At 40.8% G+C, this 15528-nt stretch carries 11 protein-coding genes; 5 read left to right on the top strand and 6 right to left on the bottom strand.

What is annotated here, in order from left to right:
* Positions 1-106: 106 nt before the first annotated feature.
* The 5 genes from FEK29_RS00810 to FEK29_RS00790 all read right to left on the bottom strand — a co-directional run bounded on the left by FEK29_RS00810 (position 107) and on the right by FEK29_RS00790 (position 5736).
* The gene (locus tag FEK29_RS00810; RefSeq protein WP_138256507.1) at positions 107-1462 is read right to left on the bottom strand and encodes a DUF5723 family protein; all 1356 of its coding nucleotides are present in this window, start codon (positions 1460-1462) and stop codon (positions 107-109) included.
* Positions 1463-1608: 146 nt separating this feature from the next.
* Positions 1609-2403, bottom strand: coding sequence for a hypothetical protein (locus FEK29_RS00805; RefSeq protein WP_138256506.1), 795 nt, complete (start codon positions 2401-2403; stop codon positions 1609-1611).
* Between the two features lie 43 nt (positions 2404-2446).
* Positions 2447-3070 carry a response regulator gene (locus FEK29_RS00800; protein WP_138256505.1) on the bottom strand — a complete coding sequence of 208 codons (624 nt, stop codon included), beginning with the start codon at positions 3068-3070 and terminating at the stop codon, positions 2447-2449.
* Entirely contained in the window at positions 3067-4917 is a 1851-nt protein-coding gene (locus FEK29_RS00795) for a sensor histidine kinase (protein ID WP_138256504.1), read from the bottom strand. Before FEK29_RS00795 ends, FEK29_RS00800 begins: the two co-directional genes overlap by 4 nt.
* Before the next feature lie 93 nt (positions 4918-5010).
* A complete protein-coding gene (locus FEK29_RS00790) occupies positions 5011-5736 on the bottom strand; it encodes a hypothetical protein (protein ID WP_138256503.1) in 726 nt (241 codons plus the stop codon).
* 227 nt (positions 5737-5963) lie between these two features.
* Between FEK29_RS00790 and FEK29_RS17860 the strand changes: the two genes are divergently transcribed.
* The 5 genes from FEK29_RS17860 (at position 5964) to FEK29_RS00770 (ending at position 14704) form a co-directional block, all read left to right on the top strand.
* Entirely contained in the window at positions 5964-6101 is a 138-nt protein-coding gene (locus FEK29_RS17860; protein WP_161595295.1) for a hypothetical protein, read from the top strand.
* A 240-nt stretch (positions 6102-6341) separates the two neighbouring features.
* Complete coding sequence (locus tag FEK29_RS00785; RefSeq protein ID WP_138256502.1) at positions 6342-7442, top strand: lactonase family protein; 1101 nt, start codon at positions 6342-6344, stop codon at positions 7440-7442.
* A gap of 163 nt (positions 7443-7605) precedes the next feature.
* On the top strand, positions 7606-10740 hold the full coding sequence (locus FEK29_RS00780; RefSeq protein WP_138256501.1) for a WD40/YVTN/BNR-like repeat-containing protein: 3135 nt from the start codon (positions 7606-7608) through the stop codon (positions 10738-10740).
* A gap of 104 nt (positions 10741-10844) precedes the next feature.
* A complete protein-coding gene (locus FEK29_RS00775; protein ID WP_138256500.1) occupies positions 10845-13970 on the top strand; it encodes a WD40/YVTN/BNR-like repeat-containing protein in 3126 nt (1041 codons plus the stop codon).
* Between the two features lie 194 nt (positions 13971-14164).
* A complete protein-coding gene (locus FEK29_RS00770) occupies positions 14165-14704 on the top strand; it encodes a CopD family protein (RefSeq protein WP_138256499.1) in 540 nt (179 codons plus the stop codon).
* A 102-nt stretch (positions 14705-14806) separates the two neighbouring features.
* On the opposite strand, the gene FEK29_RS00765 is transcribed toward FEK29_RS00770, so the two are convergent.
* Positions 14807-15292 (bottom strand): YybH family protein, encoded by a 486-nt coding sequence (locus FEK29_RS00765; RefSeq protein WP_138256498.1) that lies wholly within the window; start codon positions 15290-15292, stop codon positions 14807-14809.
* Positions 15293-15528 lie beyond the last annotated feature (236 nt).

Below are 15528 nucleotides of genomic sequence, written 5' to 3'. Positions count from 1 at the left end.
AGACTTAGAGTTGTAAAATACTAAATTTTGTCAATTGTTTAAAATGGATGGTGCGTACAGTGCTTTTTAATTGAATTTGGTAAATAAAATGCGTACCAATTGTAGGTTATTGTTTTTTTGATTTGAAATCTTTACTCTTTTTTTTGTGGTACACAGGTATTTTAAGTCCAAGGAATATGTCTGCCAATTGGGCATTATTGCCTAGGTTGGAAAATAAACTTCCAGAACCTATCAAAAGCGGACCCAATCGCAACCCTAAGCCTATTGAGGTTCCACTTAACTTACTATTGGAAATGGGCAGGTAGGCTCCAAAAATCCTGGATTCATACCTTGGTGTTAGCGTAATGAGATTCAAAGGGTTGTTATTAAAAGTGGCATTCATATCCAACAAACCTTGGTTTATATTTAGGTTCAGATACCATTGCTTGGTTAACCAGTAATCAACGTTTAAATTAATGGTGGCAGGTAGTTTCCAGGCTTGGTCATTTACAAGGGTTTGTGGAACAACCTGATCCTCAATGGCCGATATGAAATCTTCTTCTAGATCTTGGGCAGCAAATGTTGCGTTAATTTGATAGGTGGAACTCTCTGTATTGCGATAGGTTATTTTTCCAATATCCAAAAAAGATAGGCCCATTCTTAGTTTATATTGATTGAATCCCCTAGGATTATCGCCATTGGAAGGAGCTAAGGATGAGGGGGTTCTAAACTCGTAAACAACGCCAAAATCAAAACCATACCCTGATGAAAGGTTGTCAAAATAGTCAACATCCCCCTCAGTTTCCGTGGCACTAAAGGCATAGGAAAGGTCACCGTTTAGGGACAACTCTTCGATACTGGAATCGTACTGGCCATTAAGCTGCGTACTGCTACCTTGAATAGCCCCTCCGCCAAGAAGGTATTTTAAAGAAATCCCTCCTTTTAACCTATGGTATTTTTTTTGTAGCAGTATTGAGCCATAGGATAGGCCTATTTCAGCCCATGCGTGTGTGGTAAAATCCATATTGTTCGCAACAAAATCAAAGTCCTGGTTGGCAAATCCATCATAAACACTTTCAAAAAGAGTACCGTTAATATTGTTTATGTTTCCAATGGCCCTTATTCTTGTAAATAGTGCAAGTCCGTTTTTCTCATTAAGTGAAAATTGTATGGAAGGCCCCAATACATCCAAGTTTATCAAAAAGTTATTAGTATCGGAAGCAAGTCTCTCCAAACTATCAAAACTATCATTTTCAATAAAAGAAGTGATATTCCCCAAGGTTAAGGGGGTGTAATCAGTACTTGCTATACTATTGATGGAAAAAAGGTTGAGTTCCCACTTAGTACGGCTGTCCGCAAGGCTACCCGGATTGATAATGGTGTTATGTATTCCGCTAAAATTATCTGTAAAAAGACCGCTATAGGATTGGCCGAAGGTTTTACTCCAAAGTATAAATAAGAATAGAATATACGCGTATTTCATAAGGTTATCCAAGAGTTTGGTTATGATCAAAAATAGAAGGCGGGCATACCTGATTCAATACCTAGTAAAGGGTATATATAGTTCTCCTTAGTATCGATTTGAAGGAGTAAGTAAGTTTCTTTGAAGCCAGTTGAAGAAAAACTTGGTCATTCGCCAAGTGCCCGTATCAAAAATTTGGAAATATTGTTCTGGTTACTTTGATAAAGTTCAAGATATCGGTCCCAATTTTGGGTCTTTGCATTGATTTCCCGTACCCTTACCTGAACGGTCTGCAGTACTTTCATTTTTGGTATTACCTGATAGTTTATTTCTGGAATTTCCCTTTTTTCTCCATCGATGAACTGTTCGTCCAAAAGAATGGGATTAATGTGGAATTCCTGGGCCTTATCATCCTCGTCAAAATAATAAAAACCAATGTCCAGAATATAGTTTATTCGGTTGCCTGGTCCACTTAGTTTACACAAGGAATGATTGAGTTCGTAGGATTTTAGGCCTAGATAATAATAACCTTCTACATTTTTTACGGTACCTAGGTCAAAGACAAATCGATTGATTACTTCCTGTCCCCCAAATTCGTTGAGACCAGATTGTTGGAAGACCATATTTTGCTCAGAATCTAGTTTTTTAAAACTTCCGGAATTCTCAAAAAAGGAATAACTGGCAAAATATTCTTTATTGAAATTATCAGGATTATAGAATAATTTGGAAGCCCCATCAACCAACAAGGGTATCAGTTTGACGGCCAATGCACCCAGAGCCAGCCCAAAGGTTTCCTTAGTATCCGTTGATTCCGCTTTAAATAAGAGCTCTCGTTTAATCTCTTTGAAATCGGTCTTTACAACCTCTTGGTTTTTCAGTGCATAGTACGTTTCAACTTGGGAATACCCGGAAACATGGGCAATCATAAAAATGGTTAGAATGTACAATGACCTGATAATCATTTTTTTTGAGTATTTCAATTATCTTTAAAAATAGGGGAAAAGATTAAAATTCATACTTTTTTTCCAAGGCGTACCTCAATAACTCTCCTTTTCCCTGGATTTCTAATATGCGCATCATGTTTTTTCTATGGGTATCAACGGTGTGTATGCCAATAAAAAGTTCATCCGCAATTTCCCTTGAGGTCTTTCCTTGTGCGATCAAGGATAATATTTCTTTTTGTCTTTTGGTCAACAGACCTTTGCTGGAGGCCTTTTTTTGATTTTCGGCAAATGAGAGATCAATATTGCCATCATAATAGGTACCGCCATTGGCAACGGTCAAAATTGCCTCCAAGACTTGGTTAAGGGAAGCGTTTTTAAGAATATATCCGGTTGCGCCGGCATGCAACATTTTTTTTACGGCCCCCTCTTGGTCGAACATGGTAAAGGCCAAAACGGTAATATGGGGGTACTCCGCTTTAATAATTTTTGTTGCTTCAATCCCGTCCATAATGGGCATTCTAATGTCGGTAATTATAACATTAGGATTTCTTTTCCGTACCACCTCCAATAACTCCTGCCCGTTATTGGCAGTGCCTACAATCTGGATATTTTCCTCGTATTTAAGAAGTAGCTCCAAGCCATCTATCAACGACTGATGATCTTCAGCAATTGCTAACCGTATCATATGGGTATATCAATAATTATGGTCGAACCTTTGCCTGGTTCAGATTCTATATGAAAAGTGCCCTCCAAATGGGATATTCGTTTGTCAATGCTTTTGAGGCCCATGCCATCCTTACTTTTCTTTATGGATTTTGGGTCAAAACCTATTCCGTTATCTTCGACTAAAATGTTTAGTAAATCACCGTGGTTGGTGAGGTGAATGTTTGCCATTGTGGCCTTGGCATGTTTAATGATATTGGTCATCAATTCTTGGATAATTCTGAACAGGTTGAGTTCCAAGCTATTTTCAAGCCTATTGTCCAAACCAAAATCCTGTACCGATACCGCTATTCTATTTGATTGCGAAATTTTATCAGCCATTTGATTAACAGCTCTTAATAGTCCTTGTTTCGCAATGACCCCGGAATTTTTTTCATGGGCGATAGCCCGTATTTTTTGATAGGCCTCTTCCAATAGTTCATTTGTCTTATTATAAAGTTCTTGCTTGTTACTTACTGATTTTTCTTGCAAGGAGTTGAAATGAAGTTTTACGTTTGCCATCAATCCACCTAAATCATCATGAAGGTCATGGGCGATGCGTTGCCGCTCTTTTTCCTGCCCTTCTATCATGGCATCAATAGTAGCAAGTTCTTGGTCCTTTAGAAGTGTTGCTACTTTCTGTTCCTCCAATATTTTTCCCTGCTCAGCGAGCAATTGTTTGCGCTTAGTGTTTTTATAGGTAAGCACACCAATGACCGACCCAAAAAGAAGGGCCAGTCCAAGCCCCAAGGTCCAAATTTTTATTTTTTTGTTTTGGGCATCCAATTCGAGCTTGTCTAGCTTGAGTTTGTCGGTTTGGTTTTGGACGGTTAAAATGGAAGATTCTAAGGTGTTGTTCTTATAGCCCAATTCATATTCTATATCCACTGATTTTCTAAGGTAATAATAGGCAGAATCATACTGATTTTCTTTTTGGTAAATTAAAGAAGTGAGACGGTCATTGTAAAAGGAATCCCTTAAACCTTTTGAAAGACCTTTTGCGATTTGAAGGTAATTTTTGGATTTTTCCAATTTGTTGTTTTGCATATTTATAGCAGCAAGTTGCCACGCGATATCACCACGTAGAATTTTTAAGAAGTTATTTTTTGCGGCCAAACTATCTGCTTTTAAGAAAAAATCTTCAGATTTTTCAAAATCTCCCTCAATTTTATAGTAGATTCCTTTTTCGTAATAATATTTAGGATAAAAAGCATGTGACTCGGGAATTTTTGTAAAAATGGAGTCCAGTTTATCGAAGTAGTGGTAATACTGACTGTCTATTGAGTTTATATCATCATCCGCTTTTGAAAAAAAAATCAAACTGTAAAGAATGACCAATACCTCATCAGTAAGGTCTGACTTTAGTTCGATGAAGCGCTCTAGGAATGGAATATATTGCTTACTTCCTATAAAAATTTCAAATCGGAATAAATCCAATAAAGCTATAAGTGCCGCTTTGGTCAAAATAGGATTGTCAAGTTCGTCACTTAGCTTTAGCGCTTCGGAAAAATTTATATATGCTTGTAGATTGTCTTGTTTGGAGGCATAGGTTTGTTGGTAGCCTGCGATGAGCCGCTTGACGAATCTTATTTCCTTAGGGTCCGTGTAGTCCAATTTCACTGGTGATTGATCCGGGTTTTTGGAAGACATTAAATCTAGCAACGTAGAGAGTGAAACTCTCAATTCACCATTATCAAAAATTTCAACTAGCTCTTTGGCACCTATATAGTCTTGATTTTTTAACAATACAAAAAAGTCGTCTGTATTGACTGCGAACAACCATGTAAAATTGATTAGGTAAGCTATAAGAAATGCAAAGATTCTTTTCACACGTTTAAATTTAAGGTAACAGATAGATTTTTAAGCATTTCCTTTTGTGAAAGTATTGAGTTTGTCATAAAAACCCCCTTTATGACGGTTTCATTAAAATAGAATTTTATTAAAACTTTCTTTACATCTTTTACCTGGTAACCCAAATGGTATTTCATTGTTTGCACCTAGTTCCGTTTCCTTTTCTTTATCATAATCTTCCTTAAGTACTACGTGTCTGCCATCCTTATAAAAGAACTCAAAATCGAAAGCTTTGCCATTATCGGGTTTACAAGCAATTCGACCATCGTCCATAAGGATAGCGTTACCGTTCTTGTCAAGTTCTGGAAACATAGGGTTTAAATAACGTTCGGAATGTAGATAGCTGCCCTGTTCAAAATGGATATTCTCCAAGTCTTTCTCACTAAGTGAGAAGGTCTGTTGATCGGACAAGGCTCGTGTGTACACTTTAAACGTAATGGTGTTTTTATCATAATTTGAATCGACCACAACGGAATCTATTCCTATAAAGTAAGTAGGTTTATAATTGACAATCTCAAATTCAATATTCTTTAAGGTTCTATACTGGGGGCCTAAAGAGGAATTTTCAATTTCGATGGAGGCATATATTCCATAATTGGTCTGATAATTCTGCCCCGCCATTAAAAGTTGTTTTCGGGTATCATTCAAATCCATGGTTGAACTATATTCCTGTAGTCCAGTTACTTTTTTGACTATAACTTCATTACTTCCCTTAAATTTCTGCCCCACAAGAGGATGAAAACTAAGACTTAAAAGAAGGAAAGTAATTAGAAGAGGGAATTTTTGAATTGTTTTCATTTTTTGTATAGTTTTTTGTTTGGCTTTCAAAGATTATAATAACCAACAAAGTAGGGTATACCGGATAGTGGGGATATTTCCAAAAGATAGGAATTTAATCGGATATTGGTTTATCAATAGTGACTTTGCAATCAACATTTTAATGAATAAGCATCTGGTTTGTCTAGAAAAAAGGTATGGTTAGTGACCTTAACCAACATTCTGGGTCTAAAAAGTAAATATCCCCCATGATGTACTTTATTTTGGTTCTGGTTACCTTCGTTTTGTTGATTTTTGTGGTACTTGCCATCATTGATTTAAGAAAATCGACCAAGGAATATCGCGAGTATAAAAATCAAAGCACCAATACTGGAACAAGGCTTTAGACTTAACCCTTTCTAAGATTCATTAAAAGTCTCTACATTTAGGTGAATTTAATTTACCCAATGAAATGAGCTATAACATGTCTTGATACTCACCAAGATGTCCCGATAGCTATCGGGATGGTGAAATCGAGGATTCATGAACGCTCATGGTAGACAAACTGAAATGATGTGAATAATTACACCCGCATGAACGAGGCAGTCGGGCAGGTCTGACTTATGAAAAATAATACAAATAAACAGATGAATAGATGGAGTACATCTATGGTATGCTTAGGCATACTATTTATGGGCTGCAAAACGAATTCGGAACACATGACCTATGATTTATATGTAGGCACCTATACGGAAGGGGATAGCAATGGTATTTATCAACTGAAATTCAATGCGAATACTGGGGCCTTAACCAACAAGCAATTGGCCGCTACCATAGAAAACCCCTCATTCATCAAATTTTCTCCGGATAATTCTATACTTTATTCGGTACTTGAGACCGATACCTTCGAGGATACCTCCGGTGGGGTAATAGCCTATGAACTTTTGGATGGCAAGCTAATTGAAAAAGGGGCCATGGCTACAGTAGGAGCCCATCCTTGTCATATTGCCGTTTCAGATGATGGCCATTATTTGGCCGCTTCGAGCTACACAGGAGGCAATGCCACCATTTTCAGCTTGGACGATATCGGTGGGTTAAAGAAAAATCCACAGGTCATTGACCTCCAAAGTTTGGATACTTTAAAGTCATCCCACACACACTCTGCCGCCTTTACAAAGGAAGGGTTATTTATAGCCGATTTAGGCCTGGATGCCGTGAAGCGATTTTCTTTAAAGGCAGGAAAGTTTGAACCAAATAATCAGCCATCCATTGATTTACCCAATGGTGCTGGGCCAAGACACTTCACCTTTGGTCAGGACGGGAAATTCCTGTATACCATAAATGAATTGAATTCTACCATCACGGTTTTTGAAAGAAATGGCTCAAATTACAGTGAAAAGGAAACCCATACTACTCTGTCCCATGATTTTAATGGAAAAAGTTACTGTGCCGATATCCATTTGTCCCCCGATGGCAATTTCCTATATGGATCCAATAGGGGTGAGCAGACCATCGTCATTTTTAAAGTGGACCAAGCGACAGGTTCCTTGAGCCTTGTGGGTAGGGAGTCCGTTCATGGGGATTGGCCGCGTAATTTCACATTGGACCCAACAGGGAAGTATCTGTTGGTTGCCAATCAAAAGAGCAGCAATATTGTTGTATTTAAAAGAGACCTGGAGCTAGGCACTTTAGCATTCTTGGAAGAAATTGATCTGTCCAATCCCGTTTGTTTGGAGTTTCTGGATTAATATTTACATAGGCCACGTTCCTAAAAAATATCCATTCTTATGTTATTGAATTTTATAAGCTTGGAAAAAAACCATAAGCCCCAAATTCATTATTGTCTTTTTTAAATGGGTGTATTAAAAGCTTTTCTTTAAATTTAGGGTTGACTAATTCAAAGAACTGAAAATGAAATCCAAGTACTCTTTTATGGGCCTCGTGGCCCTTTTCCTATTGCTACTGCCCAGTACAACAGAGGCACAACGTAGAAGTAAATCCAATAGCGCAACTGTTTCCTATCCAGAGGAATTGTACTCCAGCCTTGAATATCGGGGTATAGGGCCTTATCGCGGTGGTAGATCGGCTGCCGTTACCGGCGTGCCGGGAGAACCCAACCTTTACTATTTTGGAGCCACGGGTGGAGGGGTCTGGAAGACCTTGGATGGCGGTCGAACCTGGGAAAATATTTCCGATGGATATTTTGGCGGAAGTATCGGTGCTGTGGAGGTGGCAAAAAGCGACCCGAATGTAATCTACGTGGGCGGTGGCGAAAAGACCCTAAGGGGAAACGTTTCTTCAGGTTATGGCATTTGGAGAACCGTAGACGGCGGTAAAACCTGGGAAAAGGCCGGTTTGGAAAAGAGTAGGCACGTGCCTAGGATCAGGGTACATCCCACGGATTACAATACGGTATACGCCGCAGTATTGGGGGATATCTACAAACCGACAAAAGAAAGGGGCATCTACAAAAGTACCGATGGTGGCGACACTTGGAGACAAGTACTTTTCGTAAACGAACAGGCCGGTGCGGTGGATTTGACCTTCGACCCAAACAACCCAAGAATTTTGTACGCTTCTACGTGGCGTGCCCAAAGAACCCCATACAGTCTAAGTAGTGGAGGGGAAGGATCCGCCCTATGGAAAAGTACGGACAGTGGTGAAACTTGGAACGAGATATCCAAGAACGAAGGTTTTCCAAAGGATACCTTGGGAATCATTGGGGTAGCGGTTTCGCCCAAGAATTCAGAAAGGGTTTGGGCCATTGTCGAAAATAAGGAAAAGGGCGGTTTGTACCGTTCCGAAGACGGTGGTAAAAAATGGTCCTTGGTCAATAGCGACCGAAACCTGAGACAACGTGCCTGGTACTATACCCGTGTCTATGCGGATACCCAGGATGAAGATGTAGTGTATGTTCTGAACGTAAGCTATCACAAATCCATGGATGGGGGAAAAACATTCAAATCCTTCAATGCCCCGCATGGAGACCATCATGATCTTTGGATTTCTCCAGAAAATGGCCAGCGGATGATTATTGGGGATGATGGGGGTGCCCAAATTTCCTATGACGGAGGGGAGACCTGGAGTACCTATTACAACCAGCCTACAGCTCAATACTATCGGGTGACTACGGACAACCATTTTCCATACCGAATTTATGTAGCGCAACAGGATAATTCCACACTTCGTGTAAATCATAGAAGTGATGGTTCCGCTATTACTGAGGACGATTGGGAGGAAACCGCCGGTGGGGAATCCGCCTGGATTGCCGTAGACCCGGAGAATGATGATATTGTTTACGGTGGTAGCTACGATGGCTTCCTTACCCGCGTGAACCATGAAAAAGGCACCGTTAGGGGCATCAATGTATGGCCGGACAACCCCATGGGTGCAGGGGCGGAGGCGATGAAATATCGTTTTCAGTGGAATTTCCCCATTTTGTTCAGTAGGCATGATCCCAACAAATTATACACTTTTTCCAACCATGTACACATGACCACGAATGAAGGTCAGAGTTGGGAAGTGTTGAGTGGGGATCTTACCAGGAACGACCCAACAAAATTAGGTTCCAGTGGTGGGCCAATTACACAAGACAATACCAGTGTAGAGTACTATTGTACCATTTTCACTGCCAATGAAAGCCCATTAAAGGAAGGCTTGTTGTGGGTAGGTAGTGATGACGGATTGATCCATGTGTCCAAAAACGGGGGCGAGACTTGGGAAAATGTTACCCCTTCCAATATGCCGGAGTGGAACATGATCAATAGCATAGAACCTTCCGCTTTTGATGAGGGCACCTGTTATGTGGCCGCTACCCGATATAAATTGGGCGATTTTCAGCCCTATTTATATAAGACAACGGATTATGGCCAAACATGGACCAAGATTACCAACGGTATCAATGAGGAACACTTTACCCGTGTATTACGGGAAGACCCCAAAAGAAAAGGCTTGCTATATGCTGGAACGGAAACTGGAATGTACATTTCCTTTGATGATGGGTCCAACTGGAAACCCTTCCAGATGAACCTGCCCATCGTGCCCATTACGGATCTGACCATCAAGGACAATAATTTAATTGTGGCCACCCAGGGTCGCAGTCTATGGATCATCGATGATTTAACGGTACTACATCAATTGGATGAAAGCAAGAAATCATCGGAACATATTCTGTATAAACCCAAGGATTCCTATCGTACGAAAGGTAGGGCTTCCAACAGTATTTCCAAGACCTCCGGACAAAACCACCCTAATGGCGTGGTGACCCATTTTTATTTAAAGAATCTCAGCGAAAAGGATAGTGTACATCTAACCTATACCTCCATGGCAGGTGATACCTTGGCCACGTACAATAATTTCTCTAAGGAAAAGGACCAAAAACTAGAGGTGAAAAAAGGTGGGAATACCTTTGTGTGGGACACTCGGGGTAAGGGTGCCAAATTGTTGGACGGTATGATACTTTGGTGGGCCAATTTGGATGGGCCAAAAGCGGTTCCCGGTAACTACAAGGTACATTTGAATGTCAATGGGAATTCCAGTATGCAGGAGTTCAAAATTGTCCCAGATCCAAGGGCAGAGGCATCGGTAGCCGATATGCAAAAACAGTATGACTTTATTACCGATATCAACACGACCATAGATAAGGCCCACAAGTCCATTGAAAAGATCAGGAACGTAACGGCCCAATTGGATGCATTTACTAAGCAGTATGCAGATAACGAATCCACTAAGGAACTTATCGAAAAGGCCAAAAAGATGAAGGAAAGTTTGGGCGAGGTGGAGAAGGCCTTATACCAGACCAAGAATAGGAGTCGGCAAGATCCATTGAACTTCCCCATTAAGTTGACCAACAAATTGGGACATTTGAACAGTTTGGTGGCGATTGACGACTTTCCTCCCACGGAACAAGATATTGAAGTTAAGAACGAGCTTACGGCCGCTATCAACAAGGAATTGGACAAGTTTGATGCGGTGATGTCGAATGAGCTCAAAGCGTTCAATAAATCCTTTAACGATTTGAACCTGAACTATTTGTTTGTTGAGTAATATGAGGTGTTATTCTATTAATCTGTCACTTCTAGCGGCCTGTGCTGAACGCAGTTGAAGGGGAGTCGAGAAGTTAAAAAAGGCATCAAAAAACTAGAAATTAAATGAAAGGATTACTTGTAATTTTATTCACCCTTGGAGCAATGGGAACCTTTGCCCAATCGGCTAATGAGTATTTTAAACCCATGAAATACCGTAACATAGGACCCTTTAGAGGTGGGCGTTCGGTTACGGCAAGCGGGGTTATCGGTGACCCCATGACCTATTACATGGGCACCACCGGGGGTGGACTTTGGAAGACCGAGACCGCCGGTCAGAAATGGGAAAACATCTCCGATGGTTATTTCAAAACAGGTTCCGTAGGCGCCGTAGCGGTTTCAAAATCGAACCCCAACATTCTATACTGCGGTATGGGCGAGCACGCTCCTAGGGGAGTGATGACGTCTTACGGAGATGGTGTGTATAAATCCACCGATGCCGGGAAGACATGGCAACATGTAGGATTGGAAAAGACGCAGCATATCTCGCGTATCATCATTCATCCAACCAATCCGGATATTGTCTATGTAGCCGCCCAGGGAGCACTTTTTGAAGGGAATCCTGAAAGGGGTATTTATAAGTCCGTCGATGGTGGGAAAACTTGGAAAAATACCCTTTTCGTGAACAATTTGACCGGTGCGGCAGAACTTTCTATGGATGCCAATTATCCTGAAATTATGTATGCCGCCATGTGGGAGCACCAACGCAAACCCAATATGGTAATCAGTGGCGGGGAAGGCAGCGGACTCTACAAATCCACCGATGCCGGGGAGACCTGGAAAAAAATCCACGAAGGACTTCCGGAGGAAAAAGGGAAAATGGCCATAGCCGTTAGCCCTGCCAATTCTAATAAGGTGTATGCATTGATAGAAAGCGATTCCAATGCGGACAAGGGCGGACTTTTCGTCTCCAACGATGCAGGGGAATCCTGGTCCATGGTGAGCGGGGATAATAGACTGGTACAACGTGCCTGGTATTACATTGAAGTTTTTGCCGACCCCAATGATGAAGATACCGTGTATGTGTTGAGTGCGGCCATGTTCCGTTCCGAAGACGGTGGGAAGACTTGGGAAACCATTGATGTACCGCATGGGGATACGCACGATTTGTGGATAAACCCTGATAATTCCAAAAATATGGTGATGGCCGATGATGGAGGGGCTACCATTACCTTTGATTATGGTAAAACTTGGTCGGCGCAGGACAATATGCCAACAGCGCAGTTTTATAGAATAAGTGTCGATAACCTGTTCCCATACAATATCTACGGCGGGCAGCAGGACAATACCTCGGTGCGAATTGCCAGCTTGTCCCTTGGCAGAGGCGGTATAACGGAGGAGGATTGGACCTATTCTGCCGGAGGTGAAAGTGCCTTTTTGGCCTTTGATCCAGATAACCCAAGATACGTGCTTGGTGGCAGTTATTTGGGAACTATCGAAGTGCTTGATACGGAAACCAAAAGTTCCACGAATATCATGGCCGCCCCCATTCAGTATTTGGGAAGGGAAGCTAGGAACATGAAATATCTGTACAACTGGAACGCCCCGATCATTGGTTCCATCCACGAACCTGGTACGTATTATCATGGCGCGCAATTGGTTTTACGCACACGTGATATGGGGCTTACCTGGGAAGAAATCTCTCCTGATCTAACACGCGATATCGATGCCAAGCAAGGTAACGGTGGCGGACCTTACACCAACGAAGCTGTTGGGGCGGAAAACTACGGAACCTTGGCCTATATGATAGAATCGCCGCATGAAAAGGGAGTGTTCTGGACGGGAAGTGACGATGGATTGGTACACATTACAAAAAACGGTGGGGAAACCTGGGACAATGTAACCCCTAAAGGATTGAACGAATGCTTGATCAATGCCATTGAGGTATCGCCCCATGACCCCGCTACGGCATACATCGCCACCACCCGATACAAGTTCAACGACTACACACCGGCCCTTTACAAAACAACCGACTATGGAAAAACCTGGACCAATATTAGTACTGGTATCCCTTACGGGGCCTTTACAAGGGTGGTTCGGGAAGATGAAAATAGGAAAGATTTATTGTATGCGGGTACGGAACTCGGTATGTACATCTCTTGGAACGGAGGCAAAACATGGGAGCCCTTTCAGTTGAATTTACCGGTAACCCCTGTGTTGGATTTAAAGGTGCATAGAGGGGATTTAATCGTGGCGACCTCGGGACGATCTTTCTGGATTTTGGACAATATCAATACCATTAGCCAGTATGAACCAACCAAAAAGGGCCTGAAATTTTTGAAACCAAATGCGGCCTACGCAGGATCTTGGGGAAGTCCCATGAGCAGCAATGCCAAGGAGGTTACTGCCACGGATGCCTTTGACGGGGTCAATCCGGCGAACGGTATGGTGCTGTATTACGAATTGCCAAAATTGAATGATTCCACCAAGCTTACCATGGAAATCAAGGATTCCAAAGGGAAATTGATTCGCAGTTTTAGTTCGGAAAAGGATAAAGACTATATACCACATAACGGTGGGGGAGCCCCTCCGGCCCCTGTATTGCCAAAAAATGAAGGCTTGAATCGGTTTGTATGGGATATGGGCCATTCGATCGTTCCAGGAATTCCAGGCGTGTATATAGAGGCCAACTTTAGGGGACACCAGGCAATTCCTGGAATGTATACCATAACACTTACTATGGACGGGCAGACGGTAACCACGCAAGGTGAGATCAAACCGATTCCAACCATTGAAATGAAACCGGGACAATTTGAGGAGTACGATGGGTTAATGAGCGAAATGGAACAGAAGATTACCGAGATGCATAAAATGGTCAATACCCTTTTTGAGGTTCAGAAAGACCTAAAGGAAGTGTTGAAGGAAATCGAGGATGAAACCTTAAAATCAAAAGGTGAAGCACTGTTGGAAAAAATGAAGGCGTGGGATGCCGATATGGTCCAAAGAAAGTCGCAGGCCTATGACGATGTGGAGAATTTCCCCAACAAATTTACGGCGGAATATCTATTTCTCTTGAATCAGACCAGCGGTAGTATTCCACGGGTAAACAAATCCAATATGGATAGAAAACAGGAATTGGATAAGCATTGGATACCTTTAAAGGCCAGAGGAGAAGCCTTGCTAAATACAGATATTCCGGCGTATAACAAAGCACTTTGGGAAGCGGGTATTGGGGCTTTAAATCCGAAGTAGTTTATTAATTGTTCTTTCTTTTTGAACGTTTCAGGTTTTGTTTTGTAACCGTTTTATTAGTGAGTTAGTTGGATAGTGATATAGTGAGTTAGTGGGATGGTGAGTTAGTGAAATCCTTGTGGAAATAATAAGTGATTGAACTTGAACTTGACTCTTGTGTTTGAATTTGATTTTGTATTTGAGTTTAATAGAATATGACCGAATATTATAATTATATAAAAGCCCTGCACCTGATTTTCGTGATTACGTGGTTCGCGGGGCTTTTTTATATCCCAAGATTGTTCATTTATCATATTGAAGCGCAACAAAAACCAGTGGTAGAGCGAGAAATATTGAGCACCCAGTTTAAGTTGATGGAAAAGAGGCTATGGTATATCATCACGTGGCCATCGGCGGTCTTGGCTACTTTGTTTGCCATTTGGTTATTGATCTTAATGCCCCAGTGGTTGCAACAACCTTGGATGCTTATTAAATTGGGGTTTGTACTGTTGCTGATTGTGTATCACTTAAAAAATCACCTCATATTTAAAAGATTCCAGCAGGATGATATCAAATACTCCTCAAATTACATGCGTATATGGAATGAAGGGGCTACACTTATCCTATTTGCAGTGGTCTTTCTGGTTATATTGAAAGGTACTTTTAACTGGATTTTTGGCGTAGTCGGAATCATTGTTTTGGGAATCCTTTTGATGCTGGGAATCAAGCTCTATAAGCGAATACGTCAAAAATGACATTTCCTATGTTAAAAGACGACCTATAATTACTTTGAAGGGTGCTTATTATTCCTGTTACTGGATATACCTTTTCAAAATTGAAATATACCGCTTTCGAAATTAATTTTCGTTCCAAATGTCATGTGTGGTCAACCATGAACCATCTGACTGTCGTCTTAAAATATTTAAATATTTGGAGGAAGTTGTTATAGTTTCCCCACCTTTCTTCGGTGTCGCTTTGACAATAGCTTCACCTCGGCCATAGGCCATGTTTCCTGAAACCTCCACTTCCTCGTAGTAACTATCCAATTCAAGGTTAAAATTATCAAAAAGACCTTGATAATATGCCTCTATCGATTCTTGTCCAATCTGTACATTTTTATTAGGTGCCATGAGTATAGCATCTAAAGTAAAATAAGAAGCAATTGTCTTAGCATCCGATTGATTAAAAGCTTTAGCCCTTTCTTTGCTCAAATTTTCAATCTCAACAATTGCTTTGCTATGTTCGTTTTGAGCAAAAATTGAGGTAAAGACAAGTAAGCTCAAAATATGAGTAAGTTTTTTTCTCAATGTTTTTTGAGTTATAATTACCCTTTTTGATGACATATTATTACGATTTCATTTGGTTATTAATTCATTTACAATCTTAAAACTCTTTTCTGAAAAACTCGAATGTATTCTGATAATTGGAGCTTATCAAATGTCTCTTTAAAAATATAAACAATAACACATGGATGGAATTATATATGGAATAATTCGAATTTTAGCTTACAATCTTCAATCAATACGATGTACGAACTATCTTAGGTTTTCTGTACCTAGTGAATTGGTTGTAATTCTTA

The sequence above is a fragment of the Maribacter aurantiacus genome, from assembly GCF_005780245.1.
Taxonomy (GTDB): domain Bacteria; phylum Bacteroidota; class Bacteroidia; order Flavobacteriales; family Flavobacteriaceae; genus Maribacter; species Maribacter flavus.
The sequence above is the reverse complement of the archived record's forward strand: the minus strand, read 5'-3'. Positions and strand labels throughout refer to the sequence as shown.